The organism is Massilia sp. Root351 (assembly GCF_001425045.1).
GTDB lineage: Bacteria > Pseudomonadota > Gammaproteobacteria > Burkholderiales > Burkholderiaceae_D > Rugamonas.
Genome location: NZ_LMDJ01000008.1, coordinates 26,479 through 45,949 on the forward strand (window position 1 = coordinate 26,479; position 19,471 = coordinate 45,949).

Consider the following 19,471-nt stretch of genomic DNA (forward strand, 5'->3'; position numbering starts at 1 on the left):
GCGCTACAGTTTCCACTCCAGTCCGGCCCGGAACTGCGCCGCGCCGGGCGCCAGCGAGTTGCGGCGCAGGCTGCCGCGGGCGTCGGTGTAGGTATATTCTTCCAGCCAATCCTCGGCCAGCGCGCTGACAATGGAGAGCCGGAGCGCGTGTTTGGGCGTGAACTTGTACAGCAGATAGACGTCCAGGTCACGCTTGGCCGTCACGAAACTGGACTGTTCCGTGCTGATCCGCATCACTCCGCCGCGCTTGAAGATAAAGCTGCCGCCGGCCGTCAACGCCCCGTCCGCCGATTTGTAGTCCGCACCCAGCGTGGCCGTCAGTGGCAACTGCTGGTTCAGGCGGTTGTACGGGCCGGGCACCGCATCGACGCGCGACCAGTTGCGGCTGACACTGGCGCGCAAGTCGAGCGCATGCGCGGTTTGCATCACCGCCTTGAGCGGAAATTTGGCCTCCAGTTCCAGCCCGCGCGCCACCGCCTTGCCGTCATTGACCGAGGTTTGCACCCAGCGGCCCTCTTCAAGCAGCAGCCCCGGGCGCGTGTAGTCGCTCACCTTGCGCACGAAGCCGCTGGCGCTCAGCAAGGCCGATTCCGACCAGTAATGCTCGTATGCCAGGTCCAGCCCCAGCGCCAGTTCCGGCTTCAATGCGGGGTTGCCGCGCTGGTCGGGCGTGTTCTGGGTGTTGTTGACAGCCAGGAAGCGGCGCGGTATCAGCATGGTGGTGGCCGGCGCCTTATAGGTGCGCGTCAGCGCCAGGCGCACCTGGTCCTTGCTATCCGGTATTTTCCATAAACCCTGGAAGACCGGACTCAGCACACTGCTGCGGTTGCGCACCGGGTCGAAGCCCGCGCCGTGGCTGTCGGTCTGCAACCCTTCCCAGCGCAGCCCGGCGTAAATCGACAGGCGCGGCGTGAAGTCCCATTCGTCCTGCGCATATAGCGCCAGGCGCCGCACGTCGGCGCTGAAATCCTCGTCCATAGTGGAGGCGCGCCCGCCCGCCAGCGGCACTTCGCGCTGCAGGCGGGTATCGTCGCGGCGGCTGTCGGCGCCGTCCCAGCCCATCGACAGCGCGTGGCCGGGCACCAGCGGGGTCGAGTATTTGCCGGTGAACGTGTAGCCGCGCTCCTTGGACAGCGTATCCACCTGGCGGTCCAGCCCCGGCACGGCGTGGCTGGAGCCGGTCTGGCGCGTCCCGTTGCTGAGCCGGTTGGCGTTCAGGCCCAGCTTGGTATCCAGCTTGCCGCCGCCGGCCAGCTTGTGCACCCAGTTGAGATCGGTGCGGTAGTAGTCATTGCGCTGGTGCAGGTCGTTGGCGGTGGCGTCGAATTCCTGCGGCGCGCCAAACACCGTGGCCGTATCGACGGTGCCGACGAAGCGGTAACGGTTGGAGGCGATAAGGTTCTGCGAGGTCAGCGTGTCGCCGTTGGCCAGCGTCCAGTTCAGGCGCGGCGCCAGGCTGAGGTTCTCCAGCCGGCCCACGTCGTTGGACTCGGCATGGCGCAGCAGCCTGGCGCGGCCGGCCGCATCGGCGCCGTTGTCGTCGATCAGCTTGAGCCAGTGGAAGTTCAGCCGGTTCATGCTCAGCACGGACGAGTAGGAGAAATTGCCCTCCTTGTCGGACAGGGTGAAGACGCCGTTTGCCTGCGAAAAATCGTTGCCGCGGCCAGCCGTGGCCTTCAGCTCGCGCTGCGCGCTCCTGACCGCCTTCTTGAGCACGATGTTGATGGTGCCGGCGATGGCCTGCGTGCTGAATTCGGCGCTCGCCGCGCGCATGATCTCCACCCGTTCGATGGCGTCCGGCGACAGCTGGTCCACCGCAAAGCCGGCGGGCGCGCGCTCGCCGTTCAGCAGGATTTGCGTGTAGCCACTACCCAGCCCGCGCAGCCGGATGTCGACCGCACCGCCGCGCCCGCCGGTCACGGTCACGCCCGGCAGCCGTTTCAGCACATCGGCGACGTTGCTGTCGCCGTAGCGCAGGATCTCCTCGCTGCCTACAATGATCTTGCTGGCCGTGTCGTCGCGCCGCGCGTCGTAGCCGGCCCCGGACGCTGTCACTTCCACTTTCTGTATAGACGTCTTCTCATCCTTCAATAGAGCCGGCGCCGCCCAGGCATTCAGGGCGGAAGCCACGGCGGCAGCGGCGAGCGACAAATTAATTGCAGTATGAAAGCGAGGCATGGCGCAGTATAACTTTGCAAAAAAGGCTACATTTTCTCATAATTGCTTGTTATTGGGAAATAGATTCAATCGTGCGCCCTGTCGCTATGGGAGCAGAAAATGTCCTCTGCGCGTGGCGCGCCGTTATAATGCGTATTCGTCTATATTGATAGGTGTGATAACTGTGTCCGACCGTCTTGCTGTACTGCCGCAATACCTGCTGCCCAAGGGCGCGCTGACCAACTTCGCAGGCCGCGTGGCCGGCGCGAAGGCCGGCGCCATGACAACCCGCCTGATCCGCTGGTTTGTCGGCCGCTACGACGTCAATATGGCCGAGGCGGCCAATCCGGACATCGCCAGCTACAGCTCCTTCAACGAATTCTTCACCCGCGCATTGCGGCCGGACGCGCGCCCGCTGGCCAACGCCGACTTCATCTGCCCGGTGGACGGCCGCATCAGCCAGTTCGGGGCTATCGAGGACGACCAGATCTTCCAGGCCAAGGGCCACAAATTCAGCACCACCGCGCTGGTGGGCGGCGACCAGGCACTGGCCGCGCAGTTCCAGCACGGCAGCTTCGCCAACCTGTACCTGAGTCCGCGCGACTACCACCGCATCCACATGCCGTGCGACGGCAAGCTGACGCGCATGATCTACGTGCCGGGCGAGCTGTTCTCGGTCAACCCGACCACCGCGCGCGGCATTCCCGGCCTGTTCGCCCGCAACGAGCGCGTGGTGTGCGTGTTCGACACCGCCAGCGGCCCCTTCGTCATGACCCTGGTGGGCGCCACCATCGTCGGCAGCATGGCCACCGTGTGGCACGGCGTGGTCAACCCGCCGCGCCACGACAGCGTGAAAGAGTGGACGTATGCCGACCAGGACATCGTGCTGAAGAAAGGCGACGAACTGGGCCGTTTCCTGCTCGGTTCCACCGTCGTCATGCTGTTCCCCAAGGACAAGCTGCACTTCAACGACAGCTGGCAGCCGGCCGGCCCGGTGCGCCTGGGCGAAACCATGGCCAACCTTAAATAACCCTGCCGGATAAAACTGCGATGCTGCTGAAACGTACCGTCTTTGCCGTGAGCCTGGCCATGGCCGCCGTTGCCGCCCTGCCAGCCGCCGCCTCTCCCGCCGTGCCGCGCGACGGCGCTGAATACCGCACGCTGGCCTCGCCGGTGACGCCGCAGGCCCAAGGCAAGAAGGTGGAGGTGATAGAGTTCTTCATGTACCACTGCCCGGCCTGCAACATGCTGGAGCCGGGCCTGGCGGCGTGGGTCAAGAAGCAAGGCGAGGCCATCCAGTTCCGCCGCATCCACGTGCCGCACACCGGCGCCGCCGATCCGGAAGCGCACTTGTTCCTGACCCTGGAAGCGATGAAGCTGGACGACAGCATGCACGGCAAGGTGCTCAACACCTGGCATGTGGAGCGCAAGCGCCTGAAGTCCGACGAGGACAACCTGGAGTGGGCGGTGAAAAACGGCCTCGACAAGGCGCAATTCCAGTCCGCCTACAACTCCTTCGGCGTGCTGACGCGCCTGCGCAACCTGGAAAAGCTGGTTGGCAGCTACCGCGTCGACGGCACGCCCACCGTTGTCATCAACGGCCGCTACCTGACCTCGCCCTCCATCGTCTCCGAAAGCAACCCCAACCTGCCACGCCCGTCGGTGGAAGCGGCAGCGTTCCAGGTGATGGACGCGCTGGTGCTCAAGGCGCAGCAGGAGTTGGGCAAGTAAAGCGATGGCGGGCGGCTGCGCTGTGGGCTCTCCACTCCGTCGCGAGCAGACATGCGATTCCCCAATCGGAAGAATGCCTCATCTTGCTAGCCGGTCACTTGCGCCCCTGACCTGAGCGCCATCAAGCAACTGAGCCCACCAGCCCGTCCAGCGATTCCAGCATGTCCAGGAACACCCGGGTCTTGGCCGGCATCAGCCGGCGGCCCGGGAACACGGCCCAGCCGGTCACCGTCGGGAAGCTCCATTCGGGCAGCACCCGCACCAACTGCCCGCTTTCCAGGAAACTCTGCGCAAACAGCTCGGTGCTGGCGGCGATGCCGATGCCGGTGCAGGCCATGCGCACCAGCAGCTCCGGCGAGTTGGCGATCATGCGCGCCGGCAGTTCCCGCTCCCACTCGGTTTTGCCGCGCAGCAGACGCCAGCGCATCATGCCGTTCAGCTTGGGCGGCAGGCTGAGCAGGTCATGCTGGTACAGGTCGTCCGGATGCTCGGGCAGGCCGCGCAACGTGGTGTAGCCGGGCGAGGCATACAGCGCCAGCTTGCTGATGGCCACCGCGCGCGCCGCCAGCGTGGAGTCGTCCGGCAGATTGCCCATGCGGATGGCCAGGTCGAAGCCTTCGGCCACCAGGTCCACCCGGCGCGGCGACAAGTCGATCTCCAGCGAGATGGCCGGATACTTTTCCATGAAGCGCGCCATCAGCGCGCCCATGGTGTGGTTGGCGAAGTCGCCCGGCATGGACACGCGCAGCAAGCCGCTGGGCGCCTGCTGGCGGTGCTGCGCCAGCGCGCCGGCCGCCTCCACTTCCTCGGTCACCTTGCGCGCGTGTTCCAGCAGGCTGGCGCCGAACTCGGTCAGCACCAGGCGCCGGGTGGTCCTTTGCAGCAGGCGTTCGCCCAGCTGCGCCTCCAGCAGCGACAGCCGGCGCGACACGGTGGACTTGGGCTGCCCCACCCGATCCGCCGCCGCTCTGAAACTGCCGCACTCCACTATCCGGGCGAACAGGAGCAAGTCGCCGGGGTCGATATCCGCCATAAGAATTCCATGCTGTGTATGCCCGCGCACCTTACCACATCAGGCGCTGCCCAGAAAACAACGCAGCCGGCAACGCCTTGCATAAACTGATTTACACCTAATATGTTTAAGCTTAAAGTATATTCCGCAGGCTCCCCAACCCAACCAGGAAAACAAGATGAAAAAGACCTTGCTCTCAGTCGCCATGTGTACCGCCTGTTCCCTCTCCGGCCTGGCCGCCGCGCAAAGCAGCGTCGCCGTGTATGGCGCGGTCGACGCCGGCATCGTGCGCGAATCGGGCGGCGTGGCCGGCAACATCACCAAGCTGACCGGCGGCGTGGAAGGCGGCTCGCGCCTCGGCTTCCGCGGCAGCGAGGACCTGGGCGACGGCATGAAAGGCATCTTTGCGCTGGAGATGGGCTTCGGCCTGGACACCGGCGTGAGCGGCCAGGGCGGCGTACTGTTCGGCCGCCAGGCCCTGGTCGGCCTGCAGACCAAATCCGGCACGCTGACCCTGGGCCGCCAATACACGCCGCTGTTCATGGCCATGACCAATATCGATCCCTTCCAGTCGCTCAGCACCGCAGGCTCCGCCGCCAACCTGATGTCGAACGCCGGCATCCGCATGAACAACACCGTGAAATACGCCATGCCCGATACCATGGGCTTCTCCGGCGAGCTGGCCTACGGCCTGGGCGAAGTGGCCGGCAACAGCGACGCCGGCCGCAATATCGGCGCCAACGCCGGCTATACCAGCGGCCCGCTCAGCATCAAGGCAGCCTACGCCAACATCAACAGTATTCCGGCCGGCACCGCCGCCATGACCAAGGGCCGCACCACCATGCTGGGCGCCACCTACGATTTCGGCGTGGCCAAGGCCGCGCTGGCCTATTCGGTCAACCGGGGCACGGTCAACATCAACAACACCATCAACCCGAACGGCCAGGCCGATTCGCGCGACCTGCTGCTGGGCGTGACCGTGCCGTACGGCCCGCACACGCTGCGCGCCTCCATCATCAACAAGAAGGACCGCGCCGGCACCAGGCGCGGCGCCGACCAGTGGGGCGTGGGCTACAGCTACTACCTGTCGCGCCGCACCGACGTCTACCTGGCCTACGCCAGCATCGACAACGACGCGGCCAAGGGCGCCACCGGCTTCTACACCGTAGGCAACGCCACCGAAGTGGGCTCGGGCGACCGCGCCATCAACCTCGGCATGCGCCACACCTTCTAAGCGGGGAACCCATCATGGATGCCAAGCCGGAGGTCAGTTTCGAACGCGAAGTGCTGGTCCGGTTTGCGCATTGCGACCCGGCCGGCATCGTCTTCTTTCCTCAATACCTGGTGCTGTTCAATGGCCTGGTGGAGGATTGGTTCAACGAGGGGCTGGGAATAGGATATGCGCACTTTATCGGCGCGCGGCGCTGCGGACTGCCGATCGTGAAGCTCGATTGCGAGTTCAAGGCGCCCAGCAAGATGGGGGAACGCCTTACGCTGTCGCTGGGCGTCGAGCGCGTGGGGAGCAGCTCGGTTGCGCTGCGGCTAAGCGCCAGCGCGGGCGGGCAAGTACGCGTGGTGTCCAGGCAGGTGCTGGTGACGACCTCGCTCGATACCAACAAGGCCATTTCCATCCCGGATGACTTGCGGCAGCTGCTGTAGCGCCGCCCGGCGGCTTACGCGCGGCGCGCCCCGCTAACCCGCCGGGCGGCGCGCCTGCCATCACACCCCCACGTAGCGGTGCCATACATCGGGCGCCGCGCGCAACGTGGGGGAATCCCCAGACCATACCACCTTGCCGCGTTCGATGATCGTATGCTGGTCCGCAAAGCGCGTCAGCCGCTCCACGTATTTGTCGATCACCAGCGTCGTCTGGCCCACGCTGCGCAGCCGCTCCAGGCAAGCCCAGATCTCTTCCCGTATCAGCGGCGCCAGGCCTTCGGTGGCCTCATCGAGTATGAGCAGGTGCGGATTGGTCATCAGCGCGCGGCCGATGGCCAGCATCTGCTGCTCGCCGCCGGACAGCTGCTTGCCCATGTTGCGCGCGCGCTCCTTCAGGCGCGGGAACAGCTCGTAGATGCGCGCCAGCGTCCATGGCGCGGCCGATTGCGAGCGGTTGGCGGCGAACGCCACCAGATTCTCCTCCACCGTGAGGTTGGGGAAAATCTGCCGCCCTTCGGGCACAATCGCCAGCCCTGAGCGGGCGATGCGGTCCGTAGTCATGGCGTCGATACGCTGGCCATTGAACGTGATGCTGCCCTTGCCGATCCGGTTCAGCCCCAGGATCGAACGTATGGTGGTGCTCTTGCCCATGCCGTTGCGCCCCAGCAGCGTGGCGATGTCGCCGCGCTTGATCTCGAACGTCACGCCGAACAGCACCTGGCTGCTGCCGTAGGCGGCCGTAATGTCCTGCACCTTCAGTATCGCGCTCATGCCGTCACCTCATCGCCAACTTCATCGCCCAGTTCGTCGCCCAAATAGGCTTTTTTCACTTCGATATTGCCGCGGATCTGGTCCGGCGTGCCGGTGGCGATGATGCGCCCGGCCACCAGCACCGAAATCCGGTCCGCCATGCGGAACACGGCATCCATGTCGTGCTCGATGATCAGCACCGCAATCTCCGGCCGCAGGCTTTCGATCAGCGGTATCATCTCCACCGACTCCTCGTGCCCCATGCCGGCCATCGGCTCGTCCAATAGCAGCAGGCGCGGACGCGTGGCCAGCGCCAGGCCTAGTTCCAGCTGCCGCTGCGCGCCGTGCGCCAGGCTGCCGGCCAGCTTGTCCACGTGCGGCCCCAGGCCGACCCGCTGCGCCAGGTCGCGCGCCTGGTCGAACAGCGCGCGCTCGCTCAGCGCCGCACGCCAGAAGCGCATGCTGGAGCCGCTGCGCGCCTGCACCGCCAGCGCCAGGTTGTCCAGCACCGAGAAGCGCGGGAAGATATTCGTGATCTGGTAGGAGCGCGCCAGCCCGGCCTGCACCCGCAGGTGCATCGGCATGCGTGTGACATCGTTGCCGGCAAACGCGATCCGGCCGCTGTCGGACGCCAGCGCCCCGGAGATCTGGTGGATCAGCGTGGTCTTGCCGGCGCCGTTGGGACCGATGATGGCGTGGATCTCGCCCGCATTCACGGTCAGGTTCAGATGGTCGGTGGCGGTCAGCCCGCCGTAGCGCTTGACCAGCCCCTGCAATTCCAGGATTGCACCGCTCATTGCCTCGCTCATTTCCGCTCTCCCTTAAAACGGTCCGCCAGGCTGGCCATACCCTTCGGCAGCAGCAGTACCACGATCAGCAGAATCACGCCCAACGGCAGCTGCCAGTGTTCGGTGTACCCGGCCAGCACTTCCTCCAGTACCAGCAGGCCGAAGGCGCCCAGCACACCACCCCAAAAATAGCCGGCGCCTCCCAGGATCACCATCACCATCAGGCTGCCGGACTGGGTCCAGTGCACCAGGCTGGGGCTGACCAGCATGTTCTGGTTGGCGATCAGCGCTCCCGCCAGCCCGGCCAGCCCGCCGGCGATGGCGAAACAGGTCAGCTTGTAGCGGAACACGGGGTAGCCGATGGCGGCCATGCGGGTTTCGTTGTCGCGCACCGCCTGCAGCACGCGCCCGAAGCGCGAGTTGACCAGGCGGTGCATCAGCAGCAGGCAGCCGGCCAGCAACGCCAGCACCACATAGTAGAAGGCAGTGTCACCCGCCAGATCGAGGCCGGGCACGCCCAGCGAAGAGCGCGACATCAGGTTCAAGCCGTCCTCGCCGCCGTAGCTGCGCAGCGAAATGAACAGGTAGTAGACCATCTGCGCGAAGGCCAGGGTGATCATGATGAAGTAGATGCCGCGCGTGCGCAGGCACAGCGCGCCGATCGCCAGGGCCATCAGCCCGCCCACCAGCATGGCGGCCGGCCAGCTTATCCAGGCCGACACCACGCCATGCTGCATCAGGATACCCACCGCGTAGGCGCCGGCGCCGAAATAGGCCGCGTGGCCCAGGCTGACCATGCCGCCGAAGCCGAGTATCAGATTCAGGCTGCTGGCGGCCAGCGCGAAGATCATCAGCCTGCAGGCCATGCTGATGTAGAACTCCAGTCCCAGCGCCTGCGCGCCCAGCGGGAAAAGCAGGAACAGCGCCAGCAGCACCAGGGTGCGCGGCAGCGCAATGCGGTGGTGCAGTTTGCTGTGCAGATTGGTCTGTGAAATGCCATACATGATGGGCTCCTAGCCTCGTGCGGGGAACAAGCCCTCGGGTTTGAAAAACAGCACGGCGGCCATCAGGATATAGATCAGCATCGACGACAGGGCTGCCCCCAGGTCGGCCATCAAGCCTTCCGGCGCCAGCGCTGCCGTCAGCACCGGCAGCAGCGTGCGGCTCAGCGTGTCGACCACGCCGACCAGCAGTGCGCCGGCCAGCGCACCGCGGATCGAACCGATGCCGCCGATGACGATCACTACGAACGCCAGTATCAATATGCCCTCCCCCATGCCCGACTGCACCGTGAGTATGGGGCCGAGCAAGGCTCCCGCCAGCCCGCACAGCGCGGCGCCAAAGGCGAACAGCAGCGTAAACACGCGGCCGATATTGGCGCCCATCACCACCGCCATTTCGCGATTCGAGGCGCCGGCCCGCACCACCATGCCGATCCGGGTCTTCACCACCACGAAATACAACAGCAGCGCCACGGCAAAGCCGGCGCCGATGATGAACAGGCGGTAAGAGGAGTAGCTGAAGTGTTCAGTGAACTGCACCGGCGTGGCCAGCGCGGCCGGCACGTTGAGCGAAATTGGTGCCGCGCCCCACAGCATGCGCGCGGCCTGGTTGAAGATGAGGATCAGCGCGAACGTGGCCAGCACCTGGGACAGGTGGTCGCGCCCGTACAGCCGCCGCACCACCGCCAGTTCCAGCACCACGCCCAACAGCGCGGTGGCGCCCACCGCCAGCAGCAGTCCTATCCAGTACGATCCGGTCAGCCCGGTGAAGCTGGCGGCGAAATACGCGCCCGCCATATAGAGCGAGCCGTGCGCCAGGTTCACCAGGTCCATAATACCCAGTACCAGTGTCAGCCCGGCCGCCAGCAAAAACAGCATCAGACCGAATTGCAGGCCGTTCAGGCCGTGCTCGATCAGTAGCGCGATATCCATGCCCATCCCTCTCCGAAGAAGTGCCTTGAAAAATACTTTAAGCTTCAAGCATGCTACCCGAATTTGGCTCAGCATCAAGCTTTTTCGCTTGCTGGCGCGGCTTTTTTTCAGCCCCGGATATTTTTCTTGACGCCTATATATTTTAAGCTTAAAGTATATTTCAATCGCAGTGCACCAGCAGTTCGGACTCCCCCGCAGACATCGTCAACACGGAGCAGAAATGATCGCTACAGGCTACACCGACACCTTCGCACGGGACAATTTACCGCCGCGCGAGCTATGGCCCGACATGACCCCCTTGCTGCCGGCACTGCACTACCCCGAGCGCCTGAACTGCGCCGCCGCACTGCTGGACCAGATGGTGGCCAAAGGCCACGGCGCCAGCCCCGCCATCCACAGCTACAAACTATCCTGGACCTACGCCGAATTGCTGGAAAAAGTGGACCGCATCGCCCATGTGCTGCGTGCCTCCCGAGGCAACGGCCTCGGCCTGGAGGCCGGCAACCGCGTCCTGCTGCGCGGCGCCAACAGCCCGATGATGGCGGCGTGCGCGCTGGCTGTGCTGAAGGCCGGCTGCGTGCTGGTGCCCACCATGCCGCTGCTGCGCGCCAAGGAACTGTCCGTGGCCATCGACAAGGCCAAGGTCAACGCGGTGCTGTGCTGCGCCGCGCTGGCCGAGGAAATGGAACTGGCGCGCAGCCAGACCGGCATGGCAGGGCCTGCCGTCTACTTCGGCGAGGGCGGCACGCTGGAACGGATGATGGAGGCCCAGCCGTCCAGTTTCGCAGCCGCCGATACCGCCGCCGACGACGTCTGCATCATCGGTTTCACATCGGGCACCACCGGCGTTCCCAAAGGCACCATGCACTTTCACCGCGACGTGCTGGCCATTTGCGACTGCTTCCCCCGCTCCACGCTGGGCTCCGCCGCCAGCGACGTTTTCATCGGCACGCCGCCGCTGGCCTTCACCTTTGGCCTCGGCGGCCTGCTGCTGTTCCCGCTGCGCGTGGGCGCCGCCGCCGTGCTGCTGGACCGCCTGACGCCGGACTTGCTGCTGAAGGCGATCCAGGACTTCCGCGCCACCATCTGTTTCACCGCCCCCACCTTCTACCGCCTGATGGCGCCGCTGGTCCAGGACTACGACCTGACTTCGCTGCAGAAGGCCGTGTCGGCCGGCGAAGCGCTGCCGAACGCCACGCGCACACTGTGGCGCGAGAGCACCGGCCTGGAGATCATCGACGGCATCGGCGCCACCGAAATGCTGCACATCTTCATCTCGGCTTCCGGCGACGCGGTGCGCCCCGGCGCCACCGGCAAGGCCATCCCCGGCTACCAGGCTTGCGTGCTGGGACCGGACGGCGAAGCGCTGCCGCCCGGCGAAGTCGGGCAGCTGGCCGTCAAGGGCCCCACCGGCTGCCGCTACCTGGACGACGCGCGCCAGCAACAGTATGTGCGCAACGGCTGGAACCTCACCGGCGACGCCTACCGCATGGACCAGGACGGCTACTTCTGGTACCACGCGCGCACCGATGACATGATCATCTCGGCTGGCTACAATATCGCCGCGCCGGAAGTGGAGGAAGCGCTGATGTGCCATCCGGCCGTGGCCGAATGCGCGGTGGTGGGCTGGCCGGACGAGGAACGCGGCCAGATCGTCAAGGCCTTCGTGGTGCTGCGGCCGGGCCACGAGGCCGGCGCCGAACTGGCGCGCACGCTGCAGGAGCACGTCAAGCAGACCGTGGCGCCTTACAAGTATCCGCGTGCCGTAGAATTCCTGGCGGCGCTGCCGCGCACCCAGAGCGGCAAGCTGCAGCGCCATGTGCTGCGCAGCGCGCCGCTCAAGTAAGCCCGTCACCAGGCCGATTGCCATCACACATAAGCACAACAACCATCCACCACCCAGCCAGGAGCCGCCAGTGAAACTCACCGCCACCGCATTCCGCCACACCGCCCTCGCCGCCGCTTCCGCCGCCGCCCTGCTGGCTGCGGCCGCCCCGGCATCCGCCGCCGACAGCGTGAAGGTAGGCATGGTCACCACGCTGTCCGGCGCGGGCGCCGGCCTGGGCGTCGACATCCGCGACGGCTTCGCGCTGGCGCTCACCCACCTGGGCAGCAAGATGGGCAACCTGCCGGTGGAAATGGTCACCGGCGACGACCAGCAATCGCCCGACGTGGCCAAGCAGATGGTCGACAAGATGATCAAGAAGGACAAGGTCGACTTCATGACCGGCATCGTGTTCTCCAACCTGATGCTGGCAGTCGGCCCCACGGTGTTCAACTCCAAGACCTACTTCGTCAGCGCCAACGCCGGCCCGTCGCAGTATGCGGGCGAGCAGTGCAACCCCTATTTCTACAACGTCGCCTGGCAGAACGACAACCTGCACGAGGCGGTGGGCCAGCAGGTGCAGCAGCGCGGCTTCAAGAACGTGGCCCTGATTGCGCCGAACTACCCGGCCGGCAAGGACGCGCTGACCGGCTTCAAGCGTTACTACCGTGGCCAGGTGGCCGGCGAAATCCTCACCAAGCTGGGCCAGCTGGACTACGGCACGGAAATGGCGCAGCTGCGCGCCATGAAGCCGGACGCGGTCTACATCTTCCTGCCGGGCGGCATGGGCGTGAACTTCATCAAGCAGTTCGTCGACGCCGGCCTGTCCAAGAACCTGCAGCTGTTCGGCCCTGGCTTCTCGGCCGACGAGGACATCATCCGCGCGGTGGGCGCGCCGATGCTGGGCATGTTCAACGCGTCCCAGTGGGGACACGACATCGATAACCCGCAGAACAAGCGTTTCGTGGCCGACTTTGAAAAGACCTACGGCCGCCTGCCCAGCCTGTACGCATCCCAGGGCTACGACGCGGCCATGCTGATGGATTCGGCGGTGCGCGCCGTGAAGGGCAACCTGGCCGACAAGGCCGCCGTGGGCAAGGCGCTGCAGGCAGCCAGCTTCAAATCGGTGCGCGGCGACTTCAAGTTCAACCGCAATCACTACCCGATACAGAAGTACTACGCGCGCATGATCGGCAAGGACGCACAGGGCCGCATCACCAACCGCACGCTGGGCGTGGTGTTCGACGCCCACCAGGACGCCTACGTCGGCGCCTGCAAGCTGTAATGAACGCAGGGGGGTTAGCGGAGGACGCCGAGTCCGGAACGCGTAACCCACCACCACAGGTAACGGAAACAAGGAGTCACGATGAACATCACATGCATAGGCGGCGGACCGGCCGGACTGTATTTCGGCCTGCTGATGAAGAAGCAGAACCCTGCCAGCCAGATCACCGTCGTCGAGCGCAACCGCCCGTACGACACCTTCGGCTGGGGCGTGGTGTTTTCGGACCAGACGCTGGGCAACCTGGTCAACGCCGATGAGCAGACCGCGCGCACCATCCTGCAGTCCTTCAACCACTGGGACGACATCGACACCCACTTCAAGGGCGCCACCGTCACCTCGGGCGGCCACGGCTTCTGCGGCATCGGCCGCAAGCGCCTGCTCAACATCCTGCAGCGCCGCTGCGAAGAGCTGGGCGTGAAGCTGGTGTTCGAGACCGATGTGGCCGACGACCAGGAGATCGCGGCGGCCTACGACGCCGACCTGGTGATCGCCAGCGACGGCTTGAACAGCCGTATCCGGGGCCGCTACGCCGCCAGCTACCAGCCGGACATCGAGCAGCGCCAGTGCCGCTTCGTCTGGCTCGGTACCAAGAAGCTGTTCTCCGCCTTCACCTTCGCTTTCGAGGAAACCGAGCATGGCTGGTTCCAGGCGCACGCCTACCAGTACGACGGCGACACCTCGACCTTCATCGTCGAGACGCCCGAGGACGTATGGCGCAAGGCCGGCCTGGACCAGATGAGCCAGCAGGAATCGATCGCCTTCTGCGAGCGCCTGTTCGCCAAGCACCTGGACGGCAATGCCCTGATCAGCAACGCCACCCATTTGCGCGGCTCGGCGGCATGGATCACCTTCCCGCGCATCATCTGCAACAACTGGGTGCACTGGAACACCGTGGGCGGAAAACGCGTGCCAGTGGTCTTGATGGGCGACGCCGCCCACAGCGCCCACTTCTCGATCGGCTCCGGCACCAAACTGGCGCTGGAGGACGCGATCGAACTGGCGCGCTGCTTCGAGAAACACGGAGAGGCCGGCATGGAGCAGGTGCTGCAAGCCTACCAGAAAGTGCGCGCGGTGGAAGTGCTGAAGATCCAGAGCGCTGCCCGCAACTCCATGGAATGGTTCGAGAACGTGGAGCGCTACACCGCCATGGAAGCCGAGCAGTTCGCCTACTCCATGCTGACGCGCAGCCAGCGCCTGTCGCACGAGAACCTGCGCGTGCGCGACGCCGGCTACGTGGAACGCTACGAACGCTGGATCGCCGAACAGGCCCACGCCCAAGCCGGCTTGCCGCCGCCACCCGCCGGCCGCCACAGCATTCCGCCCATGCTCACGCCCTTCAAGCTGCGCGGCACGGTACTGAAGAACCGCATCGTGGTATCGCCCATGGCCCAGTATTCGGCGGTGGACGGCGTGGCGGGCGACTACCATCTGGTGCACCTGGGCGCCCGCGCCATGGGCGGCGCCGGCCTGGTGTTCGCCGAAATGACCTGCGTCTCCGCCGATGCCCGCATCACCCCGGCCTGCCCGGGACTATACGCGCCGGAACACACGGCGGCATGGAAACGCATCGTCGACTTCGTACACAACAACACCAGCGCCAAGATCGCCATGCAGATCGGCCACGCCGGCGCCAAGGGCTCCACACGCCGCGCCTGGGACGGCATCGACCAGCCGCTTGAGTCGGGCAACTGGCCGCTGGTGTCGGCTTCCGAACAGCAGTACCTGCCCGGCGTGTCGCAGACGTCGCGCGCGGCGACGACTGAAGACATGGACCGCATCAAGGCCGATTTCGTGTCCGCCACCGTGGCGGCGGCCGAAGCGGGCTTCGACTGGCTGGAGCTGCACTGCGCGCACGGCTATCTGCTGTCGTCGTTCATCTCGCCGCTCACCAACCGGCGCCAGGACGAATACGGCGGCTCGCTGGAAAACCGCTGCCGCTATCCGCTGGAAGTGTTCCAGGCGGTGCGCGCCGCCTGGCCGCAGGACAAGCCGATCAGCGTGCGCATTTCGGCACACGACTGGGTCGAGGGCGGCATCACGCCGGACGACGCGGTGGCCATCGCCCGCCTGTTCAAGCAAGCCGGCGCGGACATGATCGACTGCTCGTCGGGGCAGGTCAGCAAGCAGGAAAAGCCGGTGTATGGCCGCATGTTCCAGACCCCGTTCGCCGACCGCGTGCGCAATGAAGCGGCTATTCCCACCATCGCCGTGGGCGCCATCTTCGAAGCGGACCACGCCAACAGCATCATCGCCGCCGGCCGCGCCGACCTGTGCGCGGTGGCCCGTCCCCACCTGGCCAATCCGGCCTGGACGCTGAACGAAGCCGCCAGGATCGGCTACCTGGACGTGGAATGGCCGCAGCAGTACACGGCGGGCAAGGTGCAGCTGGAGCGCAACCTGGAGCGCGAACGCCAGGTTGCGGCGGCCAACAGCGGCATGACGCCGCAGCAGATCGCAGCCAAGCTGCTGGAAGGATGAGCATGAATTCCCTCACCAGCGCCGGCGCCGGCCCGCTGCACGGCAAGCATGCCCTTGTTACGGGCGGCGGGCGCGGCATCGGCAGCGCCATCGCGCTGGCCCTGCTGCTGCAAGGCGCACGCGTCACCCTGGCCGGCCGCACCGCCGCCGTGCTGGAGCAGACCGCGCATGAGCTGGCGTCCGCGCTGGCCGGCGCGACCGCGCCCGCCGTAGACTACGTCACCGTCGACGTCACCAGCCGCGACTCGGTGGACCAGGCCATGGCCGAAGCGGCGCGCCGGCACGGCCGCATCGACATCCTGGTCAACAATGCCGGCCAGGCCGCGTCCGCGCCCTTCGCCAGGACCGGCAGCGACATCTGGCGCCAGATGATGGCGGTGAACCTGGACGGCAGCTATCACTGCATCCAGGCCGCCTTGCCCGGCATGCTGGCCGCGGGCTGGGGCCGCATCGTCAACGTCGCCAGCACCGCCGGACTCACCGGCTACGCTTACGTATCTGCCTACTGCGCCGCCAAGCACGGCGTCATCGGCCTTACCCGCGCACTGGCGCTGGAACTGGCTACCAAGGGCATTACCGTCAACGCGGTGTGCCCGGGCTACACCGAAACCGACATCGTCAAGGACGCCGTCGCCAACATCATGGCCAAGACCGGCCGCAGCGAAGAGCAGGCGCGCGCCGAACTGGCCGCCGGCAATCCGCAGAAACAACTGGTGCAGCCCGAGCAAGTGGCCGACGCCGTGGCCTGGCTGTGCCAGCCCGGCGCCAGCGCCATGACCGGGCAATCGCTGGCAGTGGCCGGCGGCGAGATCATGTAAGGAAGCAGAGAATGGCTATCAAAAACCCGGCCGCGCAGGCCACGGACGCCCAAGCCGCGCCGTCCGCCCAGGTATTCGACCTGGAATCGCGCCTGACGCAAGACCACCACCAGTCGCTCAAGCTGTGGCTGCGCATGCTCTCCTGCACCACCATGATAGAGAGCGAAATCCGCACCCGCCTGCGCAATGAATTCGGCATCACCCTGCCCCGCTTCGACCTGATGGCCCAGCTGCAGCGCCATCCCGACGGCTTGCGCATGGGCGAGCTGTCCAAGCGCATGATGGTCACCGGCGGCAATATCACCGGCATCACCGACCAGCTGGAGCATGAAAAGCTGGTGCTGCGCGTGCCCGATCCGAAGGACCGCCGCGCCTACAGCGTCAAGCTCACCGCCGCCGGGCGCCGCTCGTTCGAGCGCATGGCGCAGGTGCACGAAAGCTGGATCGCCGAGCTGCTGGACGGCCTCTCGGTGAAAGAGAAGAACGACATGATCGCGCTGCTGTCGCGCATGAAAGGCCATCTGAGCGATGGCCCCCACCAGGACGAATAAGGAACACCGCCATGCGCTACCTCCAGGGAACCCCGCACCAACTGCCCGGCAACAGCCGGGCGCTGGCCGACTACCAGGCCGCGCACTTCAAGTTCGAAGTGCGCGCCGGCGTCGCCACCGTCACACTGAACCGCCCCGAACGCAAGAATCCGCTCACCTTCGATTCTTACGCCGAGCTGCGCGACCTGTTCCGCGCGCTGGCCTACGCCGACGATGTGAAAGCGGTCGTCATCACCGGCGCCGGCGAGAACTTTTGCTCCGGCGGCGACGTGCACGACATCATCGGCCCGCTCACCAAGCTGGACATGCCCGGCCTGCTGGCCTTTACACGCATGACGGGCGACCTGGTGAAAGCCGTGCGCGCCTGCCCGCAGCCGGTGATCGCCGCCATCGACGGCATTTGCGCCGGCGCCGGCGCCATCCTGGCCATGGCGTCCGACATGCGCCTCGGCACGGAGCGCAGCAAGACCGCCTTCTTGTTCACCCGCGTGGGCCTGGCCGGCTGCGACATGGGCGCCTGCGCCCTGCTGCCGCGCCTTATCGGCCAGGGCCGCGCCGCCGAGCTGCTGTACACGGGCCGCTCGATGGGCGGTGCCGAAGCCGAACGCTGGGGCTTCTTCAACAGCCTGCACTCGCCCGATGCCTTGCTGGCCGCCGCGCAGGCGCTGGCGCAAGGCCTGGCCACAGGCCCCACCTTCGCGCACGGCATGACCAAGAAAATGCTGCAGCAGGAGTGGAACATGGGCGTGGACGAAGCCATCGAAGCCGAAGCGCAGGCGCAGGCCATCTGCATGGCCACCAACGACTTCCACCGTGCCTACCACGCCTTCGTGGCCAAGCAAAAACCCGAATTCGAAGGCAACTAAGGAGCCGCAATGTCCGACAAAGATTACCTGAGCTGGCCCTTCCTGGAGCCGCGCCACCGCCAGCTGGAGCAGGAGCTCGACAGCTGGGCCACGCAGCACATCGCCCAGGAGCACGAACACGACGTGGATACCGCCTGCCGCACGCTGGTCACGCAGCTGGGCCAGGCCGGCTGGCTGTCGCACGCCATCGCCGGCACCGGCCACGGCGGCGCATCCAACGCGATCGACACCCGCGCCCTGTGCCTGATCCGCGAAACGCTGGCGCGCCACAACGGCCTGGCCGATTTCGCCTTCGCCATGCAGGGCCTGGGCTCCGGCGCCATCAGCCTGTTCGGCAGCGACGCCAACCGCGAAGCTTACCTGCCCCGGGTGGCGCGCGGGGCAGCCATCGCCGCCTTCGCACTGTCCGAGCCGCAAGCCGGCTCCGACGTAGCGGCCATGCAGTGCGCCGCCGTGCGGGACGGCGACAGCTACATCCTGAACGGCGAGAAGACCTGGATCTCGAACGGCGGCATCGCCGGCTTCTACGTGGTGTTCGCCCGCACCGGCGAACAGCCGGGCGCACGCGGCATCTCGGCCTTCATCGTGGACGCGGGCACGCCCGGCTTCGAAATTGCCGAGCGCATCAACGTCATCGCGCCGCACCCGCTGGCGCGGTTGAAATTCACCGACTGCCGCATCCCCGCCGCGCAGCGGCTGGGCGAAGCGGGCCAGGGCTTCAAGGTGGCCATGGCCACGCTGGACGTGTTCCGCACCTCGGTGGCGGCCGCCGCGCTGGGCTTCGCGCGCCGCGCGCTGGACGAAGCGCTGGCGCACGCCAAGCAGCGCAAGATGTTCGGCCAGACGCTGGCAGACTTCCAGATGACCCAGGCCAAGCTGGCGCAGATGGCCACCGGCATCGACGCCGCAGCCCTGCTCACCTACCGCGCCGCCTGGCAGCGCGACCAGGGCCGCAACGTGACCAAGGAAGCGGCCATGGCCAAGCTGACCGCCACCGAAACCGCGCAGCAGGTGATCGACGCGGCAGTGCAGATGTTCGGCGGCCTGGGCGTGGTCAGCGAGCACCCGGTGGAGCGGCTGTACCGCGAAATCCGCTCGCTGCGCATCTACGAAGGCGCCTCCGAAGTCCAGCAGCTGATCATCGCGCGCGAAATGCTGCGCGCGTGATCCGGCACCCAACAACTGAGCACAACCGCGCATAACTGAGAGGTACACCATGCAATTCCTGCAACCACCAGGCTGGGTTCAGCCCAAGGGCTACGCCAACGGCGTGGCCGCCAGCGGACGCACCATCTGCGTCAGCGGCATGATAGGCTGGGATGCCGAAGGCCGCTTCCAGACCAGCGACTTCGCCGGCCAGGTCGAACAGGCCCTGCGCAACATCGTCGCTGTGCTGGCCGAAGCCAATGCCGGCCCGGAGCACGTAGTGCGCATGACCTGGTACGTCACCGACAAAAAAGAATATGTCGCCGCCTACAAGGAAATCGGCGTGGCCTACCGTGCCGTGTTCGGGCGCCACTTCCCCGCCATGACGGCGGTGCAGGTGGCGGGCCTGATCGAAGACGAAGCCAAGGTGGAAATCGAAGTCACCGCCATCGTGCCGGAAGCGGCGTGACC

Annotated in this window: 18 protein-coding genes; 12 read left to right on the forward strand and 6 right to left on the reverse strand. The window is 66.1% G+C overall.

Annotated features, from left to right (window positions below; genetic code table 11):
* Positions 1 to 3: 3 nt before the first annotated feature.
* A complete protein-coding gene (locus ASD15_RS11830; protein ID WP_229418161.1) occupies positions 4 to 2,151 on the reverse strand; it encodes a TonB-dependent siderophore receptor in 2,148 nt (715 codons plus the stop codon).
* 190 nt (positions 2,152 to 2,341) lie between these two features.
* Between ASD15_RS11830 and asd the strand changes: the two genes are divergently transcribed.
* Together asd and ASD15_RS11840 are read left to right on the forward strand one after the other, a co-directional pair.
* Positions 2,342 to 3,187 (forward strand): archaetidylserine decarboxylase, encoded by an 846-nt coding sequence (gene asd, locus ASD15_RS11835; protein WP_057155087.1) that lies wholly within the window; start codon positions 2,342 to 2,344, stop codon positions 3,185 to 3,187.
* A gap of 20 nt (positions 3,188 to 3,207) precedes the next feature.
* Entirely contained in the window at positions 3,208 to 3,888 is a 681-nt protein-coding gene (locus ASD15_RS11840; protein ID WP_057155089.1) for a thiol:disulfide interchange protein DsbA/DsbL, read from the forward strand.
* Between the two features lie 121 nt (positions 3,889 to 4,009).
* On the opposite strand, the gene ASD15_RS11845 is transcribed toward ASD15_RS11840, so the two are convergent.
* A complete protein-coding gene (locus ASD15_RS11845; RefSeq protein WP_057155090.1) occupies positions 4,010 to 4,921 on the reverse strand; it encodes a LysR family transcriptional regulator in 912 nt (303 codons plus the stop codon).
* A gap of 157 nt (positions 4,922 to 5,078) precedes the next feature.
* On the opposite strand from ASD15_RS11845, the gene ASD15_RS11850 reads away from it, so the two are divergent.
* On the forward strand, positions 5,079 to 6,134 hold the full coding sequence (locus tag ASD15_RS11850) for a porin (protein WP_057155092.1): 1,056 nt from the start codon (positions 5,079 to 5,081) through the stop codon (positions 6,132 to 6,134).
* A 14-nt stretch (positions 6,135 to 6,148) separates the two neighbouring features.
* The gene (locus ASD15_RS11855) at positions 6,149 to 6,559 is read left to right on the forward strand and encodes a thioesterase family protein (RefSeq protein WP_057155094.1); all 411 of its coding nucleotides are present in this window, start codon (positions 6,149 to 6,151) and stop codon (positions 6,557 to 6,559) included.
* 60 nt (positions 6,560 to 6,619) lie between these two features.
* On the opposite strand, the gene ASD15_RS11860 is transcribed toward ASD15_RS11855, so the two are convergent.
* The 4 genes from ASD15_RS11860 to ASD15_RS11875 are packed head-to-tail and all read right to left on the reverse strand — an operon-like array spanning position 6,620 to position 10,031.
* On the reverse strand, positions 6,620 to 7,330 hold the full coding sequence (locus tag ASD15_RS11860; RefSeq protein ID WP_057155095.1) for an ABC transporter ATP-binding protein: 711 nt from the start codon (positions 7,328 to 7,330) through the stop codon (positions 6,620 to 6,622).
* Positions 7,327 to 8,106: an ABC transporter ATP-binding protein gene (locus ASD15_RS11865; protein ID WP_057155097.1), complete on the reverse strand. Its 780-nt coding sequence runs from the start codon at positions 8,104 to 8,106 to the stop codon at positions 7,327 to 7,329. Before ASD15_RS11865 ends, ASD15_RS11860 begins: the two co-directional genes overlap by 4 nt.
* Before the next feature lie 8 nt (positions 8,107 to 8,114).
* The gene (locus ASD15_RS11870; RefSeq protein WP_082551778.1) at positions 8,115 to 9,101 is read right to left on the reverse strand and encodes a branched-chain amino acid ABC transporter permease; all 987 of its coding nucleotides are present in this window, start codon (positions 9,099 to 9,101) and stop codon (positions 8,115 to 8,117) included.
* 9 nt (positions 9,102 to 9,110) lie between these two features.
* Complete coding sequence (locus ASD15_RS11875; protein WP_057155207.1) at positions 9,111 to 10,031, reverse strand: branched-chain amino acid ABC transporter permease; 921 nt, start codon at positions 10,029 to 10,031, stop codon at positions 9,111 to 9,113.
* Between the two features lie 220 nt (positions 10,032 to 10,251).
* Between ASD15_RS11875 and ASD15_RS11880 the strand changes: the two genes are divergently transcribed.
* The 8 genes from ASD15_RS11880 (at position 10,252) to ASD15_RS11915 (ending at position 19,469) form a co-directional block, all read left to right on the forward strand.
* Positions 10,252 to 11,877, forward strand: a complete 1,626-nt coding sequence (locus ASD15_RS11880; protein ID WP_057155099.1) for an AMP-binding protein — start codon at positions 10,252 to 10,254, stop codon at positions 11,875 to 11,877.
* 70 nt (positions 11,878 to 11,947) lie between these two features.
* Positions 11,948 to 13,141, forward strand: coding sequence for an ABC transporter substrate-binding protein (locus ASD15_RS11885; protein WP_057155100.1), 1,194 nt, complete (start codon positions 11,948 to 11,950; stop codon positions 13,139 to 13,141).
* 81 nt (positions 13,142 to 13,222) lie between these two features.
* Entirely contained in the window at positions 13,223 to 15,619 is a 2,397-nt protein-coding gene (locus tag ASD15_RS11890) for a bifunctional salicylyl-CoA 5-hydroxylase/oxidoreductase (RefSeq protein ID WP_057155102.1), read from the forward strand.
* A gap of 2 nt (positions 15,620 to 15,621) precedes the next feature.
* Positions 15,622 to 16,437, forward strand: a complete 816-nt coding sequence (locus tag ASD15_RS11895) for an SDR family NAD(P)-dependent oxidoreductase (RefSeq protein ID WP_057155104.1) — start codon at positions 15,622 to 15,624, stop codon at positions 16,435 to 16,437.
* 11 nt (positions 16,438 to 16,448) lie between these two features.
* Entirely contained in the window at positions 16,449 to 16,988 is a 540-nt protein-coding gene (locus ASD15_RS11900) for a MarR family winged helix-turn-helix transcriptional regulator (RefSeq protein ID WP_057155106.1), read from the forward strand.
* 11 nt (positions 16,989 to 16,999) lie between these two features.
* Positions 17,000 to 17,854: an enoyl-CoA hydratase family protein gene (locus tag ASD15_RS11905; protein ID WP_057155108.1), complete on the forward strand. Its 855-nt coding sequence runs from the start codon at positions 17,000 to 17,002 to the stop codon at positions 17,852 to 17,854.
* Between the two features lie 9 nt (positions 17,855 to 17,863).
* Positions 17,864 to 19,021 (forward strand): acyl-CoA dehydrogenase family protein, encoded by a 1,158-nt coding sequence (locus tag ASD15_RS11910; RefSeq protein WP_057155110.1) that lies wholly within the window; start codon positions 17,864 to 17,866, stop codon positions 19,019 to 19,021.
* A gap of 49 nt (positions 19,022 to 19,070) precedes the next feature.
* Positions 19,071 to 19,469, forward strand: a complete 399-nt coding sequence (locus tag ASD15_RS11915) for a RidA family protein (RefSeq protein WP_057155112.1) — start codon at positions 19,071 to 19,073, stop codon at positions 19,467 to 19,469.
* The last annotated feature ends 2 nt before the right edge of the window (positions 19,470 to 19,471 follow it).

Bases quoted from the DNA above. Each gene is read 5' to 3' on its own strand.
- ASD15_RS11840 (WP_057155089.1), top strand. From the start codon at position 3,208: ATGCTGCTGAAACGTACCGTCTTTGCCGTGAGCCTGGCCATGGCCGCC.
- ASD15_RS11845 (WP_057155090.1), bottom strand. From the start codon at position 4,921: ATGGCGGATATCGACCCCGGCGACTTGCTCCTGTTCGCCCGGATAGTG.
- ASD15_RS11850 (WP_057155092.1), top strand. From the start codon at position 5,079: ATGAAAAAGACCTTGCTCTCAGTCGCCATGTGTACCGCCTGTTCCCTC.
- ASD15_RS11855 (WP_057155094.1), top strand. From the start codon at position 6,149: ATGGATGCCAAGCCGGAGGTCAGTTTCGAACGCGAAGTGCTGGTCCGG.
- ASD15_RS11860 (WP_057155095.1), bottom strand. From the start codon at position 7,330: ATGAGCGCGATACTGAAGGTGCAGGACATTACGGCCGCCTACGGCAGC.
- ASD15_RS11865 (WP_057155097.1), bottom strand. From the start codon at position 8,106: ATGAGCGGTGCAATCCTGGAATTGCAGGGGCTGGTCAAGCGCTACGGC.
- ASD15_RS11870 (WP_082551778.1), bottom strand. From the start codon at position 9,101: ATGTATGGCATTTCACAGACCAATCTGCACAGCAAACTGCACCACCGC.
- ASD15_RS11875 (WP_057155207.1), bottom strand. From the start codon at position 10,031: ATGGATATCGCGCTACTGATCGAGCACGGCCTGAACGGCCTGCAATTC.
- ASD15_RS11880 (WP_057155099.1), top strand. From the start codon at position 10,252: ATGATCGCTACAGGCTACACCGACACCTTCGCACGGGACAATTTACCG.
- ASD15_RS11890 (WP_057155102.1), top strand. From the start codon at position 13,223: ATGAACATCACATGCATAGGCGGCGGACCGGCCGGACTGTATTTCGGC.
- ASD15_RS11895 (WP_057155104.1), top strand. From the start codon at position 15,622: ATGAATTCCCTCACCAGCGCCGGCGCCGGCCCGCTGCACGGCAAGCAT.
- ASD15_RS11900 (WP_057155106.1), top strand. From the start codon at position 16,449: ATGGCTATCAAAAACCCGGCCGCGCAGGCCACGGACGCCCAAGCCGCG.
- ASD15_RS11905 (WP_057155108.1), top strand. From the start codon at position 17,000: ATGCGCTACCTCCAGGGAACCCCGCACCAACTGCCCGGCAACAGCCGG.
- ASD15_RS11910 (WP_057155110.1), top strand. From the start codon at position 17,864: ATGTCCGACAAAGATTACCTGAGCTGGCCCTTCCTGGAGCCGCGCCAC.
- ASD15_RS11915 (WP_057155112.1), top strand. From the start codon at position 19,071: ATGCAATTCCTGCAACCACCAGGCTGGGTTCAGCCCAAGGGCTACGCC.